Below are 22,993 nucleotides of genomic sequence, written 5' to 3'. Positions count from 1 at the left end.
CTGTGACAGGCTCTCGCGCATGGACGCGCTGAGGGAGACCGATCCGACGCGGATCGGGGTGCACGTGCTGGTGGCCCGGCTGGGCGCCGGGGGGATGGGGCAGGTGTACCTGGGGCGCTCGCCCGGCGGGCGCCTGGTCGCCGTGAAGGTGGTCCGGGAGGAGATACTCGGCCACCCGCAGGCCCTGGCCCGCTTCCGGCGCGAGGCGAGCACCGTGCGGGAGGTGCGCTCCGCGTACACCGCGCGGCTGATCGACGCCTCGCTGGACGGGGCCCCGTACTGGCTGGCGACCGAGTACGTCGCCGGGCCCACCCTCGCGCACGCGGTGGGCGGCGGGGGCCCGTTGCCCGCGGACACCTGCCGGGCGCTGGGGGCGGCGCTGGCGGAGGGGCTGGCCGAGGTGCACGCGCAGGGGGTGACGCACCGGGACGTGAAGCCGCAGAACGTGATCCTGGGGGCGCAGGGCCCGCAGCTGATCGACTTCGGGATAGCGCGCGGGGTCGGGGTGACCGTGCTGACGCAGGAGGGGCAGGCGCCGGGGACGCCGGGGTTCACGGCGCCCGAGGTGCTGCTGGGCGCGCCGGGCGGGGCGGCGGCCGACGTCTTCGCCCTGGGCGCGACGCTGGCGTACGCGGCGACGGGGCGGCCTCCGTTCGGGTCCGGGGAGGCGGCGGGCGTCTGGTACCGGACGGTGCACGAGCCGGTGGACACGGCCGGGGTGGAGCCGCGGCTCGCGGCGCTGATCGAGGCGTGCGTGGCCAAGGACCCGGCGGCGCGGCCGGCCCCGGTGGAGGTGATCCGGCGGTGCGGGGTGGCGCGGGCGGTGGTGGACGACCCGGTGTACGCGCGGCTGTCGGCCCTGCGCGACGAGATCCCGGGCGCGGTACGGGAGCAGGTGCCGGAGGCGGTCCCGGGCGCGGTACGGGACGACGTCCCGGGCGGGGGACGGGACGCGGTACCGGCCGCGGAGCGCGAGGAGGTGCCGGGCGCGGGAACGGGCCCGCTCCCGGGCCCGGCCCCCGCGGCGCCCGACGCCGTCCCGGGCGCGGTGGAGCCCGTACGGATCCGGGTGCTGCCGGAGAAGGACACCGCGGAGTACGTCGCTCCCGCGTCCCCCCGGCGCGGCGGGCGGGCCGGGGTCCGGGTGGGCGTCGCGCTCGCGCTGGTGGTGGCGGGGTCGGTGGCCTCCTGGCAGTTCTCCCCGGACGGCGGGGGCGGGTCCGGCGGTTCCGGCGCGGCGGGGGCGGCGGGCGGCGGGGGCGCGACGGGCAGTGCGCCGCCGTCCGGGAGCCGGACGGGCGCCGCGGCTCCGGGCAAGGGCGGTCCGCCGGCCGGTCACATCGAGCAGAGCCGGACCTCGCGGGAGCGCTGGTCGCTCGACAAGGACCCGGCGATGGCGCAGTACGGCAGCGGGATGTGCAACGAGCTGGTGGGCGAGGAGTCGGCTCCGGGTAGCGGAATGGAGAGTTCCACGGTCTCCACGAACACCGACGGCGTGCCCGGCACGACCATGACGGTGAAGATGCGGGCCAAGGGCGCGGGCGACCCGGACCGGGGCCCCCGCCCGGCTCCCTACTACGTGTCGGTGGCCGTCAAACCGCCCGGGCAGGTGGCGGCCGGCGGGCTCGGGGCGACGAGCGTGCCCGTGGACCTCTACGGAACCTGGGACTCCGGTGAGTACCTGGACCTGAGCTATCCGGCGCAGTTCCGCACCTACCGGGACGGCAAGGGAACCGGGGCCCCGGCGCTGGGATCGGACCGGGGGGACTGGACGGTGGTCTTCTACCACGTCAAGGATGACCCGAAGAAGTACGCGCGTATCGCCTGTTCGGGCTTCCGGGTGGGATAACGGCCCGCGACACGGGGGAAACAGACGGAAACCGCCCCTGGAGGGGACCTGCATGGGGGAGGGTTGACGGGTGCGCAGATTCTGGATGGTGGGCGGGATCGGGGTCGGGGTGTGCCTGACCTTCGTCATGCTGCTCGTCGTGGGGACGTACTCCGCGGCCGCGGGACTGGGCGGGCTCGGGGGCGCGGGCGGCCGGGGGGTCGGGCTCGCGCCGGGCGCCGTGCCGGCGAAGTACCAGGAGCTGGTGCAGAAGTGGGGGAACCTGTGTGCGGCGATCAGTCCGCCGCTGCTGGCCGCCCAGCTGTACTCCGAGAGCGGCTGGAACCCGCAGGCGGTCAGCCCGGCGGACGCGCGGGGGATCGCGCAGTTCATCCCGGGGACCTGGGCGGGGCACGGGGTCGACGGGGACGGCGACGGGGACCGGGACATCTGGGACCCCAACGACGCCATTCCGTCGGCGGCTTCGTACGACTGCGAGCTGGCGAAGGACGTGGCGGGGGTGCCGGGCGACCCGGCGTCGAACATGCTGGCCGCCTACAACGCGGGGGCGTACGCGGTCATCAAGTACCAGGGCGTGCCGCCGTACAAGGAGACGCAGGGGTACGTGAAGACGATCACGACCCTGGCGCTGAGCTTCGCGAAGCCGGTGGGGCGGGTGGCGCCCTCGCAACAGGCAGCCGGGGCCATCTACTTCGCGCAGAAGCAGCTGGGCACGCCGTACCTGTGGGGCGGCAACGGCACGCCGGACCAGGACGGGCGGTTCGACTGCTCGGGGCTGACGGTGGCGGCGTACAAGACGGTGGGGATCGATCTGCCGCGCGTGGCGAACGACCAGTACAACGCGGGTCCGCACCCCTCTCGCGCGGAACTGCTCCCCGGTGACCTGGTCTTCTTCTCCAACGACCTGACGAACTCGCGGGAGATCCACCACGTCGGGCTGTACGTCGGCGGTGGGTACATGATCAACGCGCCGTACACCGGGGCCGTGATCCGCTTCGACAAGATCGACAGTCCGGACTACTTCGGCGCGACCCGCGTCACCAGGGACGGAGCGGCGGCGCTGCCGGTGCGGGACGGGGGCGCGAAGACCTCGTGAGGCGGGGGCTGATGTGCGGGATTCGACAAGTGGGAGTGGTGGGGCCCGGTCGCCGCTCTGTTGACGCTGCGTGAGGCCAAGGCCCTGAGCTGCGACGACGAGTCACTCTTGGGTAACGTTGGAGTGATCATTCGGTGGAGAGTGGAACGTAGCCGCCAGAACGGGCGTTCCATGGACACGGGGGGTTGACCGCGGGGGGTCGCGGGGCGCGCGCAGGGGTGCGTCCGGCGTTCTCAGGGAAACCGACGCAAGGGGCCGCATCGCCATGGCTGGACTCACGACCGGTGGGCCGAATGTGGATGTCAGCCTGCTCTACGACATCAACGGCCTGGCCCGGCGGGCCCCCGAGCCGGTCGACCGGCTCGTCGGTCTCGTCGGCGAGTACGGGCTGCCGATCGCCATGGTGCTGCTCGTGCTGTGGTGCTGGCGCGGGGCCCGCAGGCAGGACGGGCCGGGCGCGGCCGAGGCGTTCACCGCGCTGGTGTGGGCGCCGCTCGCGGCCGGGATCGCGCTGCTCGTGAACGTGCCGCTGCGTGAATTCGTCGGCCGGCCGCGGCCGTTCCGCCAGCACGAGGGGCTGGAGGTGCTCGTCTCCGGCAAGGGCGACTTCTCCTTCGTCAGCGATCACGCCACCCTGACGATGGCGCTTGCCGTCGGGGTCTTCATCGCCCACCGCCGGCTCGGGCTGGCCGGCATCGGGCTCGCCCTGGCCGAGGGCTTCTGCCGCGTGTACATGGGCGTCCACTACCCCACCGACGTCATCGGCGGCTTCGCGCTCGGCACGGCGGTGGTCCTGCTGCTCGCGCCGCTGGCGATGGCGCTGCTCGGGCCCGTGGTGCGGGCGGTGGCCGGGTCGGCGCGCGTCGGCTGGATCGTCCGCGCGAAGGGGTACGGCGTGCCGCGGCCGCTGGACCTGCCGCACGCGCAGACGCCTCCGGGTGGGCCGCGCGAGAGTGATCTGGCGGCCTGAGTACGGGCTGTCCGGGGTACGGGCCTGTGGGCCGGTGTGTGTGCGTGCTCGGCGGGGTGCGTGGGGTCAGCCCGGGGCGTACGAGTCCCAGAGCGTGAGCAGGACCGCCGAGAGCAGGCACAGGGCCGCCCCGGCGAAGCAGAGGCGGACCGCGGCGGGGCGCGTGCGGGGGCGGGGTCGGGGGCGTGAGCGGGTCACGGGGTGCCGCCGTCTTGGATCCGGGGGGCCGGGTCGGGCGTGTCCTCGGTGGCCCCGGGGGCTTCGGCTTCCGCGTTTCTGCGGCGGTGGCGTGAGCGGAGCCACAGGGCGGTGGCCGCGGCCGCCGTGGAGGTCGTTCCGATGGCCAGGGCCACGTCGCCGGGGCCGTCCGCCGTGCCGGTGGGCTTCGCGTGGGCCGGGGTGGGGGCCGAGGCGAGCAGGAGGGCCGCCGCCCAGGTCAGGGCCAGGGCGCGGGGGATCGTACGGCCGCGGGGTCGTCTGACCGGGGGGCTTCCGCGCACGGGGGCTCCGCTCTGGAGGGGGTTTCCCTCCAGGGCATCCGGTTGCGGGCCGGTCGGCCAGTGGGGGCGTCCGAACGGGGGACGCGGTGGGGGTGGCGGGTGGGGTGGGGGTGCCCTTGGGCTCCGCCCCGGGCCTTGGGCCCCGCGCCTCAAGCGCCGGCGGGGCTGGATTTGGCTTGGCGGGGCTGCATTTGGCCCCGCGCGGGCTGGATTCGGCGCCGTGTCTGGGTGGGTGCGGGTTCGTGATTCGGGGCTCCGCCCCGGACCCCGCGCCTCAAACGCCGGCGGGGCTGAATTTGGCTCGGGGCGGGGGGCTATGTCTTCAGGTGGGCGGTGGCGTCCTTGCGGGCCAGGTCGCGGGAGCGGCGGGCGGGGCCGCGCCAGCCGCAGGTGCATGCGGCCAGGCAGAACGAGCCGCGTTCGGATGTGGTGATGGTGTGCTCCGCGGGGGTGCGCGGGGCCGGGGGCGCCAAGGGGTGCGGGTCCACGGGACCACGGTACCCGGGCCGGGTGCCGGTGCGGGAGGGGCCGGGGCCGTGACGGGGGGCCCGGGATCTCGTTAAGCGGAGCGGGTGGGGGCCTCGGGCAAGCAGCGGTCATGCGTTGGGGGTTGGCAGGCGATGGTGGTGCACCAGCACAGGCGGCGCGGGGCGGCGGCCGCGGCCGTGGTGGCCGTGGTGACGCTCGCCGGGTGCGGCGGCCCGGAAGGGGCTTCCGCCGCGGCCGACGCGCGACCACCCGGCGATCCGGCGGCGGCCGTGCGCGGCGCCGCCGACGTACTGGCCCGCAGCGGCAGCGCCCAGGTCCGGACGGCGATGGAGATGGCCACCGGCGGCACCCGGGTCACGATCCGGGGCGAGGGCGGGGTCGATTTCGCGCAGCGGATGGGCCAGCTGCTGGTGATGCTCCCGGTCGACGTCACCGGCAAGCCGGGCCACCGCCCGATCACCGAGCTGCTCACGCCCGGCGCGCTGTACATGAAGAACCGGGGCGCGGGCGTGCCCGTCGACAAGTGGGTCCGGGTCGATACGACGACCCTCGCGGACGGGAACCTCGTCACCGGCGGGGCCACCGATCCGATCGTCGCCGCCGAGCTGCTGCGCGGGGCGCAGGGGGTCACGTACGTCGGCGAGACGGACCTGTCGGGGACGAAGGTGCGGCACTACCGGGGCACCACCGACATCGGGCGGGCCGCGCGGAGCGCGTCGCCGGACGTGCGCAAGGCGCTGGAGGCGGCGGCGAAAGGGTTCAGCAACGACGCCGTTCCGTTCGACGCGTACCTGGACCACGAGGGGCGGCTGCGCAAGGTCCGGCACCGCTTCAGCTACGTCAACAATGGCGTGATCGATGTCTCCTCGACCACGCTGCTCTACGGCTTCGGGACGCCGGTGACGGTCGTTCTCCCCGCAAGCGGGGACATTTTCGCCGGGAAGATCGCCGACTAGCCGGTGCGGGGGAGACGCACCGCGCGATCGGGTCATGGGCGGGTATCCGGAAATGGTCCATCCGTGTCATGCGCGCAGCGAGTCGCGCTCCCTACGCTGAGAGCGGAGCAGTCCGATGCCCGGTGACGGCAGACAGAGGTGACGCGCGTGACTCCCGCAGGCGGTACGACGGTGCAGGACCTCGTGGCGCTCGCCGAGATCGAGCTGTGCGGTGAGCTGATCATCGCGGCGTCCGCCGCCGCCGAGGAGCGGCTCAGCCAGGACCGGATCGACGAGGTGCTCGGCGCGATCTGCTGCCCGTAGGTCCGGGCGGCGGTGTCAGGTCCGCAGCAGGCGGGCGATGGCCTTCGTCGCTTCCTCCACCTTGGCGTCGATCTCGGTGCCGCCCTTGACGGCCGCGTCGGCGACGCAGTGGCGCAGGTGCTCTTCGAGCAGCTGGAGCGCGAAGGACTGGAGGGCCTTCGTGCTGGCCGAGACCTGGGTGAGTATGTCGATGCAGTAGACGTCCTCGTCGACGAGCCGTTGCAGGCCGCGGATCTGGCCCTCGATCCGGCGCAGGCGCTTGAGGTGCTCGTCCTTCTGGTGGTGGTAGCCGTGCACGGGGCCGGCGTCGGGGGCGTCGCCCCGCGCGGGGCCGGCCGCCGCTGCCTCGGTGGTCGTCATGCGTCCTCCCGTGGTCCGTGGTGGGGCTGCCGGTGTCTGCGCACCTGTCGGCATACCCCTCATGGGTATAGGATACCGGCCGCCGCGCGCGGTGGCAGGGGTCCGTCGCGCCTCACTCTGCCTGATGGAGCACACTGGGGAACCGCCGGTTAGCCGTGGCTGGAGGATGCGCCTAGCATCAGCCTGACCGAATCCAATGCACCCCGAGGACCTCACGTGCGATTTCGTCTGACCCCCAGGGAGACGAGCTTCTACGACATGTTCGCCGCCTCCGCGGACAACATCGTCACGGGCTCGAAGCTCCTGATGGAACTGCTCGGGGCGGATTCGTCCGCGCGGGCCGAGATCGCGGAGCGGATGCGGGCGGCCGAACACGCGGGGGACGATGCCACCCACGCGATCTTCCACCAGTTGAACTCCTCCTTCATCACGCCGTTCGACCGCGAGGACATCTACAACCTCGCGTCCTGCCTCGACGACATCATGGACTTCATGGAAGAGGCGGTCGACCTGGTCGTCCTCTACCAGGTCGAGGAGCTTCCCAAGGGCGTCGAGCAGCAGATCGAGGTCCTGGCGCGGGCGGCCGAGCTGACCGCCGAGGCCATGCCCCACCTGCGGACGATGGAGAACCTCACCGAGTACTGGATCGAGGTCAACCGGCTGGAGAACCAGGCCGACCAGATCCACCGCAAGCTGCTCGCCCACCTCTTCAACGGCAAGTACGACGCCATGGAGGTGCTCAAGCTCAAGCAGATCGTCGACGTGCTCGAAGAGGCCGCCGACGCGTTCGAGCACGTCGCGAACACGGTGGAGACCATCGCGGTCAAGGAGTCCTGAACCTCGTGGACACCTTTGCGCTGATCGTGACCATCGGTGTCGCGCTCGGCTTCACGTATACGAACGGTTTCCACGACTCCGCGAACGCGATCGCGACCTCGGTCTCGACCCGGGCGCTGACGCCGCGCGCCGCGCTGGCGATGGCCGCGGTGATGAACCTCGCCGGTGCGTTCCTCGGCAGCGGGGTCGCCAAGACGGTCAGCAAGGGGCTCATCGAGACCCCGCACGGCGACAAGGGGATGTGGATCCTCTTCTCCGCGCTGGTCGGCGCGATCGTCTGGAACCTGGTCACCTGGTACTTCGGCCTGCCCTCGTCCTCCTCGCACGCGCTGTTCGGCGGCATGGTGGGCGCGGCGCTGGCGGGCGGGATCGGCGTCATCTGGCACGGGGTGCTGGAGAAGGTCGTCATCCCGATGTTCCTCTCGCCGGTCGTCGGCCTGGTCGTGGGCTACCTGGTGATGGTCGCGATCATGTGGATGTTCCGCAGGTCCAACCCGCACAAGGCCAAACGCGGTTTCCGGATCGCCCAGACCGTCTCGGCGGCCGCCATGGCCCTCGGCCACGGTCTTCAGGACGCGCAGAAGACGATGGGCATCGTGGTGATGGCCCTGGTGATCGCCGATGTCCAGAGCGACGGTGACCCGATCCCGGTCTGGGTCAAGATCGCCTGTGCGGTGATGCTCTCGCTCGGTACGTACGCCGGTGGCTGGCGCATCATGCGCACCCTGGGCCGCAAGATCATCGAGCTCGACCCGCCGCAGGGCTTCGCGGCGGAGACGACGGGCGCGTCGATCATGTACACCGCGTCGTACCTGTACCAGGCGCCGATCTCCACCACCCACGTGATCACCTCGGCGATCATGGGCGTGGGCGCGACCAAGCGGGTCAACGCGGTCCGCTGGGGCGTCGCCAAGAACATCATCCTGGGCTGGTTCATCACCATGCCGGCCGCGGCGCTGGTCGCCGCGGTCAGCTTCTTCCTCGTGAACCTGGCCGTCGGCTAGCACGCGCGCGTACGAAAACGGGCCGGCTCCCCCCACCCAGGGGGAGCCAGCCCTTTCGCCGTGCGGTGGCACCGCCATGCAGCACCGCAGGACGCAGTGACATCCAGGGGCCTGCGGCTCAGCCGAAGCGGCCCGAGATGTAGTCCTCGGTGGCCTGGACGGACGGGTTGGAGAAGATCCGGTCCGTGTCGTCGATCTCGACGAGCTTGCCGGGCTGGCCGACCGCCGAGAGGTTGAAGAACGCGGTGCGGTCCGAGACGCGGGCCGCCTGCTGCATGTTGTGCGTCACGATGACGATCGTGAAGCGCTCCTTCAGCTCGCCGACCAGGTCCTCGATGGCGAGGGTGGAGATCGGGTCGAGGGCCGAGCAGGGCTCGTCCATCAGCAGGACCTCGGGCTCGACCGCGATGGCGCGGGCGATGCACAGGCGCTGCTGCTGGCCGCCGGAGAGGCCGGAGCCGGGCTTGTTCAGGCGGTCCTTGACCTCGTTCCAGAGGTTGGCGCCCTGGAGGGACTTCTCGACGATCTCGTTCAGCTCGGACTTCTTGAAGCTGCCGTTGAGCCGCAGGCCGGCCGCCACGTTGTCGAAGATCGACATGGTGGGGAAGGGGTTCGGGCGCTGGAAGACCATGCCGACCGTGCGGCGGACCGCGACCGGGTCGACGCCGGGGCCGTACAGGTTCTCGTCGTCCAGCAGCACCTTGCCCTCGACGCGGCCGCCGGGGGTGACCTCGTGCATGCGGTTCAGGGTGCGCAGGAAGGTGGACTTGCCGCAGCCGGAGGGGCCGATGAAGGCCGTCACGGAGCGGGGCTCGACGGTCATGGAGATGTCGTCGATGGCCTTGTGACCGCCGTAGAAGGCGGAGAGGCCGCTGACATCGATGCGCTTGGCCATGAGGGGTCACTTCGCTTTCATGAGTCGCGTCAGCGACCGGTCTTCGGGGCCTTCCAGCGGGCGATGCCGCGGGCCACCAGATTGAGGATCATGACGAAGGCGATCAGGACGAGGGCAGCGGCCCAGGCCCGGTCGTAGGAGGCTTCACTGCCGACCTTGTACTGCTCCCAGATGTAGAGGGGGAGCGAGGACTGGGCGCCTTCGAAGGGGTTGCCGTTGATCAGCTGCGAACCGAAGACCAGCAGCATGATCGGGGCGGTCTCGCCGGCGATGCGGGCCACGGCCAGCATGACACCGGTGGAGATGCCGCCGATGGCGGTGGGGAGGACCACCTTGAGGATCATGCGCCACTTCGGCACGCCGAGGGCCAGGGCGGCTTCGCGCAGCTCGTTCGGGACGAGCTTGAGCATCTCCTCGGTGGAGCGGACCACGACCGGCATCATCAGGATCGACAGGGCCATCGAACCGGCGAAGCCGGAGGGGCCGAAGCCGAGCATCAGGTTCCAGGTCGTCAGGATGAACAGGCCCGCGACGATGGAGGGGATGCCGGTCATGACGTCGACGAAGAAGGTCACGATCTTGGCGAGCGGGCCGCGGCCGTACTCGACCAGGTAGACCGCGGTCAGCAGGCCGACGGGGGCCGAGATCGCGGTGGCCAGGCCGACCTGCTCCATGGTGCCGAGCAGTGCGTGGTAGACGCCGCCGCCCTGCTCGAAGCTGGTCACGCCGTTCATCGAGTGGTTCAGGAAGTCCGCGTCGAGGGCCTTCATGCCGCGGGCGATCGTCGTCCACAGCAGGGAGACCAGCGGGACGACGGCGAGGACGAAGCAGACCCAGACGACGGAGGTCGCGATGCGGTCCTTGGCCTGGCGGCGGTTCTCGACGATCGCGCTGGCGGTGTACGTGATCACCACGAACAGCAGGGCCGCGAGCAGGCCCCACTGGGTCTTGCTGGTGAGCCCGAAGACGGCGCCGGCGGCGCAGCCGAGGACGACCGAGAGGAGCGCGATGCCGGCCGGGGCCCAGCGGGGCAGACCACCGCGGGTGAGGCCGGCGGGGGCGGCGGACTTGGCGGCCCGGGCGGGGCGCTGGTCCTGGAGTACGTGGCTCATCAGGCGTTCGCCCCCGAGAAGTCCTTGCGGCGGGCGATGATCAGCCGGGCCGCGCCGTTGACCAGCAGGGTCAGGAGGAAGAGCACGAGTCCGGAGGCGATCAGCGCGTCCCGGCCGAACTCGTTGGCCTCGCCGAACTTCGCGGCGATGTTCTGTGCGAACGTTCCGCCGCCGGGGTTCAGCAGGTGCCCGGAGATGAGGAAGCTCGGGGACAGTACGGTCGCCACGGCCATGGTCTCGCCGAGCGCGCGGCCGAGGCCCAGCATCGAGGCGGAGATGATGCCGGAGCGGCCGAAGGGCAGCACGGACATCCGGATGACCTCCCAGCGGGTCGCGCCGAGGGCCAGGGCGGCCTCCTCGTTCATGCGCGGGACCTGGAGGAAGACCTCGCGGCTGACGCTGGTCACGATCGGCAGGATCATGATCGCGAGCAGGATGCCGACGGTGAAGATCGAGCGGGCGACGCCGACCTGGGTCTTCTCGAAGACGTACGTCCAGCCGAAGTACTCGTCGAGCCAGAGGTTCAGTCCGCCGAGGTAGGGGACCAGGACGAGGGCGCCCCAGATGCCGTAGATGATCGACGGCACGGCGGCCAGCAGGTCGACCACGTAGGCGAGCGGCCCGGCCAGCTTGCGCGGCGCGTAGTGCGAGATGAAGAGGGCGATGCCGACGGCGATCGGGACCGCGATGGCCATCGCGATGACCGAGCTGACGACGGTGCCGAAGAGCAGGACGGCGATGCCGAAGACGGGGGGCGTGGCCGAGGGGTCCCAGTCGAAGGTGGTGAGGAAGTTGCCCTCGTTGTCCGACAGGGCGATCGACGCGCGGTAGGTGAGGAAGGCGGCTATCGACGCCATGATCACCAGGAGCAGGATGCCGGAGCCCTGGGAGAGCCCCGCGAAGATCTTGTCACCGGCGCGGCCGGTGGACCTCGCGCTCCTCGTGACCGGCGGAGCCGGTTCGTGCTGGACGGGTGTGGTGGAAGCCATGGTCTTTCCGGTCTGTGTGGGGGGCGGGCCCCCTGGCGGCGGTGCACCGGATTCCCCTGGGTGGAGGGGAGGGGCCCCGCGGCGCCGGCCGCCCCGGACGGGGGGAGGCCGGCGCCGCGGGGCGCGGCATCAGGCGAGCGACTTGATGACTTCGCGGACCTTGGTGTTGATCTCGGCCGGGATCGGGGCGTAGCCGTTGTCCGTGAGCAGCTTCTGGCCCGCGTCGGAGGCGGTGTAGTTCAGGAAGGACTGCACGGTCTTCAGCGTCGCGGGCTTGTTGCCCTTGTCGCAGACGATCTCGTAGGTGACCAGGACGATCGGGTAGGCACCCTCGGCCTTGGTCGCGTAGTCGAGCTTCAGCGACAGGTCGGCGCCGGTGCCGACGACCTTGGCGGCGGCGATGGCCTTGGAGGCGTTCTCACCGGTGGCCTTGACCGGGGCCGCGGCGCCCGTGTTCACGTCGACGGTCTTGATGCTCTGCGAGCTGGCGTAGGAGAGCTCGAAGTAGCCGATCGCGCCGTCGGCGGCCTTCACCTGGGCGGCGACGTCGGAGGAGCTGCCCGCGGCCTGGCCGCCGGGGGCGGCCCACTTCTTGGCGGGCTCGTAGCTCCAGGCGTCGGGCGCGGCGGTCTTCAGGTACTTGGTGAAGTTCTCGGTGGTGCCCGAGTCGTCGGAGCGGTGGAAGGCCTGGATGGCGGTGGAGGGAAGCGTGACGCCCGGGTTCAGCTTCTTGATCGCCTCGTCGTCCCACTTCTTGATCTTGTCGTTGAAGATCGCGGCGATGGTGGGGGCGTCCAGGGTGAGCTTGTCGACGCCGGCGACGTTGAAGCCGATGGCGATCGGGCCGCCGACCATGGGCAGGTTGATGCCCTGGCCGCCGGTGCAGACCTTCTTGGAGTCCTCGACCTGGGCGGGCTTCAGCGGCGAGTCCGAGCCGGCGAAACCGACGGTGCCCTGGTTGAAGGCGACGATGCCCTCACCGGAGGAGATCGACTTGTAGTTGACCTCGACGCCGGAGCAGGCGGCCATGTAGTTCTTCACCCACAGGTCGACCGCGTTCTTCTGGGCGGAGGAGCCGGAAGCGAGGAGCTGGCCCTTGGCGTCGTCGCACTTGACGTCGCCGGGGGCGGCGGCGGAGGGCTTCGCCGCACCGGAGCCGTTGTCCTTGGTGGTGTTGTCGTCCGAGCCGCACGCCGTGAGGACCAGGGCACCGGACACGACGAGCGCACCGAGCACGGAGGCACGGAGCCGGTTGTTGCGCTGAAGCTTCACTTTCGGGTGTTCCTTCCAGAAGCCGCCGGCCGCTTTCTGTGTCGGGGCGGCGTGCGAAGAGGACTGCGGGGTGGTGCGGGGCGCTGGGCCGCTGGGCCTGGGGTTGTCCCCGGGTCCTTCGGGCCGCGGTCCGCACCGTGTGGTTCCGAAATTAGGCAGATCAGGTGAAGCGGCCGACGGGGGTGGGTGAACGGACGGTGAACCGTGGCGGACGGCATGGGGTGGGGGGTGGTGTCGGGGGCGGGGGGTATCGGGCCGTTACCTTGCCGTTATTGTGCCGTGACGGTTTCGGGGGCGGGGGTGCGGGGCCCGTGGCCGGGGGTGGCCGGAAACCGCTGCTCCCGGGCGGGTGCCGCGGGTGTGGCTGCCGCCGCTTGGCGCGGGCATTTCCCGCCTTACCCGGGCTCGCGGGCGCGGCCGGTTCGCCGGGCATTCCAGCCTCGCCTGCATTCCAGCCTCGCCGGCGTTTGAGGCGCCCCCGGAGGGCGGGAGGGCTGCACCCGGACTCGGAGGACCGCTCGCCGTGGTGCGTGCCGCCGGTGGGGCGCTGCTGCTTGTGTGCCCTCCGGGGGCGCCTCAAACGCCGGCGGGGCTGATTTCGGGTCCCGCGGTCCGGCGGGGCTGGGATGGGCTGGGGTCCGGCGCGGCTGGGACTGGCTCCGGGGGCGCCTCAAACGCCGGCGGGGCCGGGGTTAGACCGGGGCTGGGAGCCAGAGGTGGTGGAAGGTGAAGCGGGCGGCTTCCACCTCGTGGCGCTGGTCGGCGTGGAGGACGCCCAGGGCGTAGGCCGTGGCGGGGGCGATGCGGGGGGTGCGGGCCGCGGCGGAGGAGGCGGCGGCGGCCTCGGCGGCGTCGCGGTGGCGGTCCAGGGCCTCGCAGGCCGCCGCGAGGCGGGTGACGTCCTCGCCGAGGGCCTCGCGCGCGTAGCGGTGCGCGCGCAGCAGGCGGCGCACCTCGTGCCAGGGCGCGTCCTGGTGGGAGTCGTCGATGAGCGCGTCGGCGTTGTACGGCCGGGCGGCCCGGGTCAGCGGCAGGGCGGTGACGGCCGCGGTGAGCCTGGACTCGGCCAGGGCCGCCAGCGGGACGAGGACCTCCTCGGCCCGGCCCCGCGCCGCCACCGGGCTCAGCGGCACCTCGGAGGCCAGTAAGGCCACCGCGTCGGCCAGCGCGTGGAAGCGCGACGAGCCCAGCGCCTGGAGGGTGGCCGAGTGGGCGCGCGTGCGCGCCAGGGTCAGCTGCCGTTCCAGCAGGGCGGCCGCGCGGGCCGCGCCCACGGTCAGCGCGCCGGAGCCGGCCGCACCGCGCGGCGCGGGGACGTCCGGGGCCCCCGAGAGCCGGTGCAGCGCGTCCAGCAGCCGGGTCAGCCGGGCCCCGTGGGCGTGTTCGTCGGCCAGGGTGGAGGACAGCCAGACCAGTTCGGTGCGCAGGCCGTCGGCCCAGGCGGATTCGGTGACCGGCCGGAAGGTGGCCAGGGTCCCCCCGAGCCGGCGCGCGGCCCCCCGCAGGCCGCGCGCCGCCTCGTTCCCGCCGTCCGCGGCGTCCCCGCCCGCCTCGTGCGGGCGCAGCCCGCGCAGGAAGGCGGTGGCCTGGGAGCGCAGGTAGGCGCCGAGCACGTCGCCCGCCGTCGCCGTACCCGCTGTCAGGTCATGGTTTTGCAGAGCCACGCCGGCGCCTCCGGGCGTCTATGAGCATCTCCTGTACGTGCCGCAGCGGCTGCCCCTCGGCATCCGTGCAGTGCCGGGTCCAGTCCCCGTCCGGGCCCAGGTGCCAGGAGGAGGTGGCATCGGACATGCCGGTCTCCAGCAGCCGGTCCAGGGCCGCGCGGTGGGCCGGGTCGGTGACCCGGACCAGGGCCTCGATGCGGCGGTCGAGGTTGCGGTGCATCATGTCGGCGCTGCCGATGAACACCTCGGGCTCGCCGCCGTTGGCGAAGGCGAAGACCCGGGAGTGTTCGAGGAAGCGGCCGAGGATGGAGCGGACCCGGATGTTCTCCGAGAGCCCGGTGACGCCGGGGCGCACGGCGCAGATGCCGCGCACCCAGATGTCGACCGGCACGCCCGCCTGCGAGGCCCGGTAGAGCGCGTCGATCAGTGCTTCGTCGACGATCGAGTTGAGCTTGAGCCGCACGTACGCCGGGCGGCCCGCCTTCTGGTGGGCGGTCTCCTTGTCGATCCGGGAGACGAGGCCGTCGCGCAGCGATTTGGGTGCGGTCAGCAGCCGGCGGTAGGTCTCGCGGCGCGAGTAGCCGGAGAGCCGGTTGAAGAGGTCGGAGAGGTCCGCGCCGACCTGCGGGTCCGCGGTGAGCAGGCCGAGGTCCTCGTAGAGCCGGGCGGTCTTGGGGTGGTAGTTGCCGGTGCCGACGTGCGCGTAGCGGCGCAGCGTCTCGCCTTCCTGGCGGACCACGAGGGAGAGCTTGCAGTGCGTCTTGAGGCCGACCAGGCCGTAGACGACGTGGCAGCCGGACTCCTCCAGCTTGCGCGCCCACTTGATGTTGGCCTGCTCGTCGAAGCGGGCCTTGATCTCGACGAGCACGAGGACCTGCTTGCCGGATTCGGCGGCGTCTATGAGGGCGTCGACGATGGGGGAGTCGCCCGAGGTCCGGTAGAGCGTCTGCTTGATCGCGAGGACGTCCGGGTCGGCGGCGGCCTGTTCCAGGAAGGCCTGGACCGAGGTGGAGAACGAGTCGTAAGGGTGGTGCAGGAGCACGTCGCGTTCGCGCAGCGCCGCGAAGATGTCCGGGGCGGAGGCCGATTCGACCTCGGCGAGGTCGCGGTGGGTCCCGGCGATGAACTTGGGGTACTTCAGCTCGGGCCGGTCCAGGGAGGCCACGCCGAAGAGCCCGGTCAGGTCGAGCGGGCCGGGCAGCGGGTAGACCTCGGCCGCGGAGATCTTCAGCTCCTGGACGAGCAGGTCCAGGACGCCGGCGTCGATGGACTCCTCGACCTCCAGGCGCACGGGCGGCCCGAAGCGGCGCCGCATGAGCTCCTTCTCCAGGGCCTGGAGGAGGTTCTCGGCGTCGTCCTCCTCCACTTCGAGGTCCTCGTTGCGGGTCACCCGGAACTTGTGCTGCGCCAGCACCTCCATGCCGGGGAACAGCTCCTCCAGGTGCGCGGCGATGACGTCCTCCAGCGGGACGTAGCGCTGCGGGGAGGCCTCCAGGAAGCGGGAGAGCAGCGGCGGGATCTTGACGCGCGCGAAGTGGCGGTGGCCGCTGACGGGGTTGCGGACGACGACGGCGAGGTTGAGCGAGAGCCCGGAGATGTACGGGAAGGGGTGCGCGGGGTCCACGGCCAGCGGGGTGAGCACCGGGAAGATCTGGTTGCGGAACAGGGTGAAGAGGCGCGCCTGCTCCTTCTCGGTGAGGTCGTGCCAGCGGATGAGGTGGATGCCCTCTTCGGCGAGCTGGGGGGCCACGTCCTGCTGGTAGCAGGCGGCGTGGCGGGCCATGAGCTCGCGCGAGCGGGTCCAGATCAGGTCGAGGACCTCGCGGGGCTGCAGGCCCGAGGCCGAACGGGTGGCGACGCCGGTGGCGATGCGCCGTTTGAGGCCGGCCACCCGGACCATGAAGAACTCGTCGAGGTTGCTCGCGAAGATCGCGAGGAAGTTGGCGCGCTCCAGGAGCGGGGTGGCCGGGTCCTCGGCGAGTTCCAGCACCCGTTCGTTGAAGGCGAGCCAGCTGCGCTCGCGGTCGAGGAAGCGGTTGGCGGGCAGCTCGCCGTCGTCCTTGAACTCGTACGCGTCGAGATCCGCGTCGAGGTCGGGTTCGAGGTCCACGTGCGGGCGGTGCGCGGCTATGGACCCCAGCCGGGCGTGCCGCTCGGCCTGGGAGTGCTGGACGGGAACCTCGGTGGGGCTGACGCCGGGCTTGTGGCTCATGACTCCATTCTTCCGCGCACGCGGAAGGACAGGCGCGTCGGAAGCGTCCGCGGGGGGTGGAAGTCCAGGCTGCATGTCCGGAGAGTCGCAAGCGTGTCTGAATGGCCGGTGAATGGCGTGTGGCATCCAGGGTGCGGCTGGTGCGGCAGGGGGTGCGGGGGGTGCCGGGGCGCGCGCGGGCGCGCCCCGGACGTCCTCGCGGGCCGCTCAGCTCTCGGTGCGGTACATCAGGTCGACCTCGTGGGTGACGAAGCCGAGGCCCTCGTAGACGGCGAGGGCGGCCGGGTTGTCGGCGTCCACGTAGAGCATGGCGGTGGGGAGGCCGGATGCGGCCAGATGGCGCAGTCCGACGGCGGTCAGCGCCTTGCCGAGGCCGCCGCCCTGGGCGCCGGGCAGGACGCCGACGACGTAGACCTCGCCGAGCCCCTGCTCGGCGTGGACCTTGGTCCAGTGGAAGCCGACGAGCTTGCCGTCGCGTTCGGCGAGGAAGAAGCCCGCGGGGTCGAACCAGGGCTGCGCGATCCGGTCGTCGAGGTCCCGCTGGTCCAGCGAGCCCTGTTCGGGATGGTGCGCGAAGGCCGCCGCGTTCGCCGCGAGCCAGGCCGCGTCGTCGGCGCCGGGCACGAAGGTGCGTACGGTCACGCCCTCGGGCAGGACCGGCTCGGGGAGCGGGGCCGCGTCCGGGCCGAGCGGGCGGCGCAGCTGGCGCAGCTCGCGGAAGAGGGTCAGGCCGAGGACCTGCGCGAGGTGGCGGGCGGCGGAGCGGCCGCCGTGCGCCCACATCCGGATCCGCTTGCCGGAGGCGGCGAGCAGGGCCTGGCCCAGCGCCCGGCCGTGGCCGCGGCCGCGCAGCGCGGGGTGCACGACGAGTTCGGCGGCGGGTGCCTCCACCGGGTCGGTGTCCTCCAGTTGCGCGTATCCGGCGAGCCGGCCGTCGGCGGTCAGCAGCAGGTGCCGGACCCCGGCGCGGCGGCCGCCGCGCAGCTGGAGCCGTCCCTGCTCCGAGACGGCGGTGGTGCCGTCGGTACGGGCCGCTTCCCCGATCAGCTCCAGTACCGCGTCGGCCTGTTGCTCCGTCAGTTGGTCGAGGGTCTCGATCTGCCGTCCCGGTTCACGGGCCGCTGCTGCGTCAGTCATGTGACGAGCCTACGACCGCGGCCCCGCCCGCAGGTGCCCCGCGGGCCCTCGCCGCGGTGGTCCGGGTGAGCGAAACCACACCGGATACGCCCGCGCGTAACCGGCTCGCAACCCGTTACCCCCTGTCGTGCTACGCGCGTTGACCATAGGCTGCGGCTCACCTCCCAGTCCGTACCGCTGTCCAAAAGGGGACTACATGTCAGCGACGCCGCAACGGCACCGCCGAGCCCGCCGGTTGACCCTCGCCGCCCTCGCCCTCACCGCGGGAGCCGGGGCCATGGTCGCCGCCGCCCTCCCGGCCGGGGCCGCCAGTGGCGGCGGTGCCGGCCCGGGCCGCACCGTCGACGTGCAGATGCTGTCCTTCAACGATTTCCACGGCACCCTGGAAGCGCCGCAGGGCTCCTCCGGCAGCGTGAGCGAGCGTCAGGCCGACGGCACCACCAAGTCCATACCGGCGGGCGGTGTCGAGTACCTCGCCACCAGCCTGCGCGAGGCCCGCAAGGGGCACGAGTACTCCGTCACCGCCGCCGCCGGTGACATGATCGGCGCCAGCCCGCTGCTGTCGGGGCTCTTCCACGACGAGCCGACCATCGAGGCGATGAACAAGCTCGGCCTCGACGTCACGAGCGTCGGCAACCACGAGTTCGACGAGGGGAAGACCGAACTGCGCCGCATGGCGTACGGCGGCTGCCACCCGGTCGACGGCTGCTACGAGTACGGCAAGACCTTCACCGGGGCGCGGTTCCCGTACCTCGCGGCGAACGTGACGGACGAGAAGACGAAGCGTCCGCTGATGTCGCCCACCTTCATCTGGAAGAAGGGGGACGTGAAGATCGGTTTCATCGGCGTCACCCTGGAGGGCACCCCGGACGTCGTGACCGCCGAGGGCGTCAAGGGCCTGAAGTTCGGTGACGAGGTCGAGACGATCAACAAGTACGCCGAGGAGCTGAACCGGCAGGGCGTCAAGTCGATCGTCGCGCTGGTCCACGAGGGCGGCCTGCCCGCCAGTGGCGCGTACAACTACGACTGCGACGCGCCGGGCGCGGGCGCCGGGATCTCCGGCGCGATCGTGGACATCGCCAAGAACGTGGACCCGAAGGTCGACGCCCTGGTGACCGGCCACACGCACCAGGCCTACGCCTGCACCATCCCCGACCCGGCGGGCAACCCGCGCATGGTCACCTCCGCCGCGTCCTACGGCCGGGTGTTCACGGACACCACGCTGACCTACGACCGGCAGACCAAGGACATCGTCCGCACGCCGCTCAGCGCGCCGAAGCCGCTCAACAAGGTCGTCACCCGCGACCAGGCCAAGGCCGCGGACATGAGCGAGCTGATCCAGCGCTGGAACACCCTCGCGGCGCCCATCGCGAGCCGTCCGCAGGGGTTCATCGCGGCGGACATCGCGGGCCGCGGCTCCGCCGCCTTCGAGAAGCCGCTCGGTGACGTGATCGCGGACGCGCAGCTGGAGGCGCTGGCCCCGGCGGACAAGGGCGGCGCGCAGCTGGCCGTCATGAACCCGGGCGGCATCCGCGCGGACCTGGCCTACAAGGCCGCGGGCGCCGAGGGCGACGGGGTCGTGACCTACGGCGAGTCGTACACGGTGCAGCCCTTCACCAACATGATGAACGTCGTGGACCTGACCGGCGCGCAGCTCATCACCGCGCTCCAGCAGCAGGTCAGCGGCCCGGTGAACGGCGCGAACCCGAAGATCCTCCAGGTGTCGAAGGGCTTCACCTACACCCTGGACACGACGAAGACGGGCGCGGACCGGATCGTCGTGGACTCGGTGAAGCTGAACGGCGCGGCCATCGACCCGGCGAAGACCTACCGGGTCGCGATGAACGAGTTCCTCGCGGGCGGCGGTGACGGCTTCACCGTCCTGAAGGAGCACAAGAACAAGCTGGTGGGCGCGTCCGACCTGGACTGCTTCAACGCCTACCTGGCGCAGCACGCGACCCAGGAGGCGCCGCTGGCGCCGCCGGCGGCCGACCGGATCACGGTCGTCCAGTAGGTCGTGCGGGCAACTCGCGCGGGGCGGCGGGCCGTTGGGCTCGCCGCCCCTTCGCGTTTCCGTGCTTACCCGTGGGTAGCAATGCCGGGCTCCGCAGGCCATAATCCGGGCCACCACTGGGTCGGCGAAGGGGCGGGCATGGGCATGGGCGAGGCAGCGGGAACGGACCGGCGCAGGTTCCTGGCCGGGGCGGCGGCGGTGGCGGCGGGCATGACGCTCACCGGGCTCCTCGGACCGGCGGCCACCGCCTCGGCGGCGGCCCTCGCAACGCAGGACTGGATGGCCGGGGTGCCCGATGCCACCCCGCTCCAGCGGATGACGGTCCCCGGTACGCACGACTCCGGCGCCCGGCAGGGCGGCCTGTACGTCGCCTGCCAGAACACCTCCATAGCCGAGCAGCTCGACTCCGGGATCCGCTTCCTCGACGTGCGCTGCCGGGTCACCGGGGGCTCCTTCGCCATCCACCACGGCGCGTTCTTCCAGAACCTGATGTTCGGCGACGTGCTGGTGGCCTGCTGGAACTTCCTCGCCGCGCACCCCACCGAGACGGTGCTGATGCGGGTCAAGCAGGAGTACTCCGAGGAGAGCGACGCGACCTTCCGCGCCGTCTTCGACGACTACCTCGACCACCGGGGCTGGCGACCCCTGTTCCGGATCGCCGACGCGCTGCCCACCTCGCTCGGGCAGGCCCGCGGCAAGGTGGTGCTGCTCGCCGACAACGGCGGGCTGCCGGGCCTGCGCTACGGCGACGGCGCGGTCTTCGACATCCAGGACGACTACCAGGCCGAGCCGTTCGCCAAGCGCACCCGGATCGAGACGCAGTTCCGCAGGTCGGTGCAGCAGCCCGGCAAGCTCTTCATGAACTACACCAGCACCGCCGCGGGCCTGCCGCCGCGCTGGAACTCCGACCGGCTGAATCCCCAGGTGCAGTCCTTCGTGGACGGCGGGGAACCGGCCGGGCGGACCGGGCTGGGGATCGTGCCCATGGACTTCCCGAACACCCGCTCCGGGCTGGTCGCCTCACTGATCCGGCACAACCCCGCCTGAGCCGTCCGCGCCCCCGTCGGCGCCCGCCTCCGCGTCCCCGGCCGCCGGGAAGCGCGGCGGCGGGGCCGGGGCGCCCGGGAAGCGCAGGACCGCCTCCGTGCCCGGGCCGCCGCCGGGCGCCGCCCGCAGCTCGGCGGTGCCGCCGGTGCGCTGCACCGTACGGGCCACGATGGACAGGCCCAGCCCGCTGCCGGGCAGGGCGCGGGCCGAGGGGGAGCGCCAGAACCGGTCGAAGACGTGCGGGAGGTCCTCGTCGGGGATGCCGGGCCCGTGGTCCCGTACGGTCAGCTCGCCCGCCCGCAGCGTGATCGCGACGGCGCCGCCGGGCGGGCTGAACTTGACCGCGTTGTCCAGGATGTTGACCAGCGCCCGCTCCAGGGCGGGGGCCTCGCCGCGGACGTACCAGGGCTCCAGGTCGGCGGTGAAGGTCAGCTCGGGGCCGCGCAGCCGCGCCCGCGACAGGGCGTTTCCCGCGATGTCGTGCAGGGCGACGACCTGGAGCGGGCCGGGGGACGCGGCGTCGGGTCGGGACAGCTCCTGGAGGTCCCCGATGAGCGAGGCCAGTTCGGTCATCTGCGCCTTCACCGAGGCGAGCAGCTCCTTGCGGTCCTGCGGCGGGATGGCCCGGCCGGTGTCCTCGCTGCGCACGAGCAGCTCGATGTTGGTGCGCAGCGAGGTGAGCGGGGTGCGCAGTTCGTGGCCCGCGTCGGCGATCAGCTGGGCCTGCCGGTCGCGGGAGGAGGCCAGGGCGCTGGTCATCGAGTTGAAGGAGCGCGAGAGCCGGGCGATCTCGTCGTCGCCGGTGTCGGGGATGCGGACGGTGAGGTCCTCGGTGCGGGCGATGTGCTCGACGGCGCCGGTCAGTTCGTCGACGGGCCGCAGGCCGGTACGGGCCACCCACAGCCCGGCCGCGCCCGCGCCGACCACGCCGACGCCGGCGACGAGCAGCAGCACCCAGGCCAGGGTGGACAGCGGCTTGTCGATGTCGGCGAGCGGTTTGGCGACGGAGACGGCGAAGGAGGGTCCGCCGGGGTTGCTCTGCATCGTGTAGACGCGCATGCCCACGCCGTCCGGGGTGGTCACGTCGTGCAGGATGGGCCGGGCCCCCACGTCGCCCGCGACCGCGCGGTCGGCCTTGGTGACCGGGAGGTTGGCCAGCCCGCCGATCCAGCACCGGGTGCCGTCGGCGAGGACGATCTGCACGGTCGCGTTCAGGTTCCCCGCGATCTGCTGCGCGGGCTCCGGCGGCCGCAGCACGCAGCCTTCGCGCAGCGACCGGACCACCTGCCCGCTGACGTTGGTGGACATCAGGGAGCGGTCGAGCTGGTCGCTGAGCTGGGTGCGGACCATCACCCAGGACACGCCCGCGACCGCCGCCACGGCGAGGGCCACGGCGACGGCGACGAGCAGGGCCAGGCGCGAGCGCAGCGGCAGCCCGCGGAATCTGGCGGCCGGACTCATTCGGGCCCGCCGCTGTCGCCGGAGACGGTGGCGCGCAGTACGTAGCCGACCCCGCGGACGGTGTGCACCAGGCGCGGCTCGCCGCCCGCCTCGGTCTTGCGGCGCAGGTACATCACGTACACGTCCAGGGAGTTGGAGCTGGGTTCGAAGTCGAAGCCCCAGACGGCCTTCAGGATCTGCTCGCGGGTGAGGACCTGGCGCGGGTGCGCCAGGAACATCTCCAGCAGGGTGAACTCGGTGCGGGTCAGCTCGACGGCGCGCCCGGCCCGGGTCACCTCGCGGGTGGCCAGGTCCATGCGCAGGTCGCCGAAGGTCAGGACGTCCTCGGCGGCGGCCGGGGAGTCGGCGGCCGCGGCGTAGGAGCTGCGGCGCAGCAGCGCGCGGACCCGGGCGAAGAGCTCGTCCAGCTCGAAGGGCTTGACCAGGTAGTCGTCGGCGCCCGCGTCCAGGCCGGTGACCCGGTCGCCGACGGTGTCGCGGGCGGTCAGCATGAGGATCGGGGTGACCGAGCCGGCGGCGCGCAGCCGCCGGGCCGCCGTCAGGCCGTCCATGCGGGGCATCTGGATGTCCAGGACGATCAGGTCAGGGGTGTACGCGGCGGCCTTCTCCAGGGCGTCGAGCCCGTCGACGGCGGTCTCGGTGCCGTACCCCTCGAAGGCGAGGCTGCGGCGCAGGGCCTCGCGGACGGCCGGTTCGTCGTCCACGACGAGTACGCGCGCTTCGCCTTCGGCGGGATTCATCGTGGGGCTCCCCAAGTCGTCGTTCGGTGGTGCGGCGGCCGGCTCCAGCCTGCCACGGCGGCCGGCGCGGGCGGGGCCGGTGCGCG

At 72.3% G+C, this 22,993-nt stretch carries 22 protein-coding genes; 9 read left to right on the top strand and 13 right to left on the bottom strand.

Features of this window, described 5'->3' with window-relative positions; all coding sequences use genetic code 11:
- The first annotated feature begins 19 nt into the window (after positions 1-19).
- The 3 genes from AC0693_RS05120 (at position 20) to AC0693_RS05110 (ending at position 3,915) form a co-directional block, all read left to right on the top strand.
- Positions 20-1,849 carry a serine/threonine-protein kinase gene (locus AC0693_RS05120; protein ID WP_478800978.1) on the top strand — a complete coding sequence of 610 codons (1,830 nt, stop codon included), beginning with the start codon at positions 20-22 and terminating at the stop codon, positions 1,847-1,849.
- A gap of 85 nt (positions 1,850-1,934) precedes the next feature.
- Positions 1,935-2,945 (top strand): C40 family peptidase, encoded by a 1,011-nt coding sequence (locus AC0693_RS05115; RefSeq protein WP_469318075.1) that lies wholly within the window; start codon positions 1,935-1,937, stop codon positions 2,943-2,945.
- Positions 2,946-3,210: 265 nt separating this feature from the next.
- Positions 3,211-3,915: a phosphatase PAP2 family protein gene (locus AC0693_RS05110; RefSeq protein WP_356413329.1), complete on the top strand. Its 705-nt coding sequence runs from the start codon at positions 3,211-3,213 to the stop codon at positions 3,913-3,915.
- Positions 3,916-3,981: 66 nt separating this feature from the next.
- Here AC0693_RS05110 and AC0693_RS05105 read toward each other — a convergent pair whose 3' ends face one another.
- The 3 genes from AC0693_RS05105 to AC0693_RS05095 all read right to left on the bottom strand — a co-directional run bounded on the left by AC0693_RS05105 (position 3,982) and on the right by AC0693_RS05095 (position 4,903).
- Positions 3,982-4,113, bottom strand: a complete 132-nt coding sequence (locus AC0693_RS05105; protein ID WP_478800977.1) for a hypothetical protein — start codon at positions 4,111-4,113, stop codon at positions 3,982-3,984.
- Positions 4,110-4,415 carry a hypothetical protein gene (locus AC0693_RS05100; RefSeq protein WP_478800976.1) on the bottom strand — a complete coding sequence of 102 codons (306 nt, stop codon included), beginning with the start codon at positions 4,413-4,415 and terminating at the stop codon, positions 4,110-4,112. Before AC0693_RS05100 ends, AC0693_RS05105 begins: the two co-directional genes overlap by 4 nt.
- 314 nt (positions 4,416-4,729) lie before the next feature.
- On the bottom strand, positions 4,730-4,903 hold the full coding sequence (locus tag AC0693_RS05095) for a hypothetical protein (RefSeq protein ID WP_356413326.1): 174 nt from the start codon (positions 4,901-4,903) through the stop codon (positions 4,730-4,732).
- A gap of 132 nt (positions 4,904-5,035) precedes the next feature.
- Between AC0693_RS05095 and AC0693_RS05090 the strand changes: the two genes are divergently transcribed.
- Both AC0693_RS05090 and AC0693_RS05085 read left to right on the top strand, forming a co-directional pair.
- Positions 5,036-5,860 (top strand): SCO4651 family lipoprotein, encoded by an 825-nt coding sequence (locus tag AC0693_RS05090; protein WP_469318051.1) that lies wholly within the window; start codon positions 5,036-5,038, stop codon positions 5,858-5,860.
- A gap of 147 nt (positions 5,861-6,007) precedes the next feature.
- On the top strand, positions 6,008-6,163 hold the full coding sequence (locus tag AC0693_RS05085; RefSeq protein WP_356413354.1) for a hypothetical protein: 156 nt from the start codon (positions 6,008-6,010) through the stop codon (positions 6,161-6,163).
- Between the two features lie 15 nt (positions 6,164-6,178).
- On the opposite strand, the gene AC0693_RS05080 is transcribed toward AC0693_RS05085, so the two are convergent.
- Positions 6,179-6,523, bottom strand: coding sequence for a metal-sensitive transcriptional regulator (locus tag AC0693_RS05080; protein ID WP_356413322.1), 345 nt, complete (start codon positions 6,521-6,523; stop codon positions 6,179-6,181).
- Positions 6,524-6,739: 216 nt separating this feature from the next.
- Between AC0693_RS05080 and AC0693_RS05075 the strand changes: the two genes are divergently transcribed.
- A complete protein-coding gene (locus AC0693_RS05075; RefSeq protein ID WP_330331691.1) occupies positions 6,740-7,360 on the top strand; it encodes a DUF47 domain-containing protein in 621 nt (206 codons plus the stop codon).
- Between the two features lie 5 nt (positions 7,361-7,365).
- Positions 7,366-8,364 (top strand): inorganic phosphate transporter, encoded by a 999-nt coding sequence (locus AC0693_RS05070; RefSeq protein ID WP_356413320.1) that lies wholly within the window; start codon positions 7,366-7,368, stop codon positions 8,362-8,364.
- Positions 8,365-8,482: 118 nt separating this feature from the next.
- Here the strand turns inward: AC0693_RS05070 and pstB are convergent, their stop codons facing one another.
- From pstB to mshD, 7 genes are all read right to left on the bottom strand, one after another.
- Entirely contained in the window at positions 8,483-9,259 is a 777-nt protein-coding gene (gene pstB / locus AC0693_RS05065) for a phosphate ABC transporter ATP-binding protein PstB (protein ID WP_356413318.1), read from the bottom strand.
- 29 nt (positions 9,260-9,288) lie between these two features.
- Positions 9,289-10,371: a phosphate ABC transporter permease PstA gene (pstA, locus tag AC0693_RS05060; RefSeq protein ID WP_356413316.1), complete on the bottom strand. Its 1,083-nt coding sequence runs from the start codon at positions 10,369-10,371 to the stop codon at positions 9,289-9,291.
- Positions 10,371-11,360 carry a phosphate ABC transporter permease subunit PstC gene (pstC, locus tag AC0693_RS05055; RefSeq protein WP_356413314.1) on the bottom strand — a complete coding sequence of 330 codons (990 nt, stop codon included), beginning with the start codon at positions 11,358-11,360 and terminating at the stop codon, positions 10,371-10,373. The genes pstA and pstC overlap by 1 nt, the downstream gene beginning before the upstream one ends.
- Before the next feature lie 129 nt (positions 11,361-11,489).
- Positions 11,490-12,632, bottom strand: coding sequence for a phosphate ABC transporter substrate-binding protein PstS (pstS, locus tag AC0693_RS05050; RefSeq protein ID WP_469318050.1), 1,143 nt, complete (start codon positions 12,630-12,632; stop codon positions 11,490-11,492).
- Positions 12,633-13,324: 692 nt separating this feature from the next.
- The gene (locus AC0693_RS05045; protein WP_469318049.1) at positions 13,325-14,296 is read right to left on the bottom strand and encodes a CHAD domain-containing protein; all 972 of its coding nucleotides are present in this window, start codon (positions 14,294-14,296) and stop codon (positions 13,325-13,327) included.
- A complete protein-coding gene (locus tag AC0693_RS05040) occupies positions 14,277-16,508 on the bottom strand; it encodes an RNA degradosome polyphosphate kinase (protein WP_469332676.1) in 2,232 nt (743 codons plus the stop codon). Before AC0693_RS05040 ends, AC0693_RS05045 begins: the two co-directional genes overlap by 20 nt.
- A 207-nt stretch (positions 16,509-16,715) precedes the next feature.
- The gene (gene mshD, locus AC0693_RS05035) at positions 16,716-17,645 is read right to left on the bottom strand and encodes a mycothiol synthase (protein WP_356413307.1); all 930 of its coding nucleotides are present in this window, start codon (positions 17,643-17,645) and stop codon (positions 16,716-16,718) included.
- Positions 17,646-17,841: 196 nt separating this feature from the next.
- Here mshD and AC0693_RS05030 point away from each other — a divergent pair, with 196 nt between their 5' ends.
- Complete coding sequence (locus AC0693_RS05030; RefSeq protein WP_478800975.1) at positions 17,842-19,659, top strand: bifunctional metallophosphatase/5'-nucleotidase; 1,818 nt, start codon at positions 17,842-17,844, stop codon at positions 19,657-19,659.
- 144 nt (positions 19,660-19,803) lie between these two features.
- Complete coding sequence (locus tag AC0693_RS05025) at positions 19,804-20,706, top strand: phosphatidylinositol-specific phospholipase C (protein WP_469332678.1); 903 nt, start codon at positions 19,804-19,806, stop codon at positions 20,704-20,706.
- On the opposite strand, the gene AC0693_RS05020 is transcribed toward AC0693_RS05025, so the two are convergent.
- A complete protein-coding gene (locus tag AC0693_RS05020; protein WP_478800974.1) occupies positions 20,680-22,167 on the bottom strand; it encodes a sensor histidine kinase in 1,488 nt (495 codons plus the stop codon). The genes AC0693_RS05025 and AC0693_RS05020 overlap by 27 nt on opposite strands.
- Positions 22,164-22,907, bottom strand: a complete 744-nt coding sequence (locus tag AC0693_RS05015; RefSeq protein WP_478800973.1) for a response regulator transcription factor — start codon at positions 22,905-22,907, stop codon at positions 22,164-22,166. The genes AC0693_RS05020 and AC0693_RS05015 overlap by 4 nt, the downstream gene beginning before the upstream one ends.
- Between the last annotated feature and the right edge of the window lie 86 nt (positions 22,908-22,993).

It is taken from the genome of Streptomyces sp. NPDC043876 (assembly GCF_056435825.1).
This window is presented reverse-complemented; position numbering and strand designations above follow the sequence as displayed.

Bases quoted from the DNA above. Each gene is read 5' to 3' on its own strand.
- AC0693_RS05120 (WP_478800978.1), top strand. From the start codon at position 20: ATGGACGCGCTGAGGGAGACCGATCCGACGCGGATCGGGGTGCACGTG.
- AC0693_RS05115 (WP_469318075.1), top strand. From the start codon at position 1,935: ATGGTGGGCGGGATCGGGGTCGGGGTGTGCCTGACCTTCGTCATGCTG.
- AC0693_RS05110 (WP_356413329.1), top strand. From the start codon at position 3,211: ATGGCTGGACTCACGACCGGTGGGCCGAATGTGGATGTCAGCCTGCTC.
- AC0693_RS05090 (WP_469318051.1), top strand. From the start codon at position 5,036: ATGGTGGTGCACCAGCACAGGCGGCGCGGGGCGGCGGCCGCGGCCGTG.
- AC0693_RS05080 (WP_356413322.1), bottom strand. From the start codon at position 6,523: ATGACGACCACCGAGGCAGCGGCGGCCGGCCCCGCGCGGGGCGACGCC.
- pstB (WP_356413318.1), bottom strand. From the start codon at position 9,259: ATGGCCAAGCGCATCGATGTCAGCGGCCTCTCCGCCTTCTACGGCGGT.
- pstA (WP_356413316.1), bottom strand. From the start codon at position 10,371: ATGAGCCACGTACTCCAGGACCAGCGCCCCGCCCGGGCCGCCAAGTCC.
- pstC (WP_356413314.1), bottom strand. From the start codon at position 11,360: ATGGCTTCCACCACACCCGTCCAGCACGAACCGGCTCCGCCGGTCACG.
- AC0693_RS05040 (WP_469332676.1), bottom strand. From the start codon at position 16,508: ATGAGCCACAAGCCCGGCGTCAGCCCCACCGAGGTTCCCGTCCAGCAC.
- mshD (WP_356413307.1), bottom strand. From the start codon at position 17,645: ATGACTGACGCAGCAGCGGCCCGTGAACCGGGACGGCAGATCGAGACC.
- AC0693_RS05030 (WP_478800975.1), top strand. From the start codon at position 17,842: ATGTCAGCGACGCCGCAACGGCACCGCCGAGCCCGCCGGTTGACCCTC.
- AC0693_RS05025 (WP_469332678.1), top strand. From the start codon at position 19,804: ATGGGCGAGGCAGCGGGAACGGACCGGCGCAGGTTCCTGGCCGGGGCG.
- AC0693_RS05020 (WP_478800974.1), bottom strand. From the start codon at position 22,167: ATGAGTCCGGCCGCCAGATTCCGCGGGCTGCCGCTGCGCTCGCGCCTG.
- AC0693_RS05015 (WP_478800973.1), bottom strand. From the start codon at position 22,907: ATGAATCCCGCCGAAGGCGAAGCGCGCGTACTCGTCGTGGACGACGAA.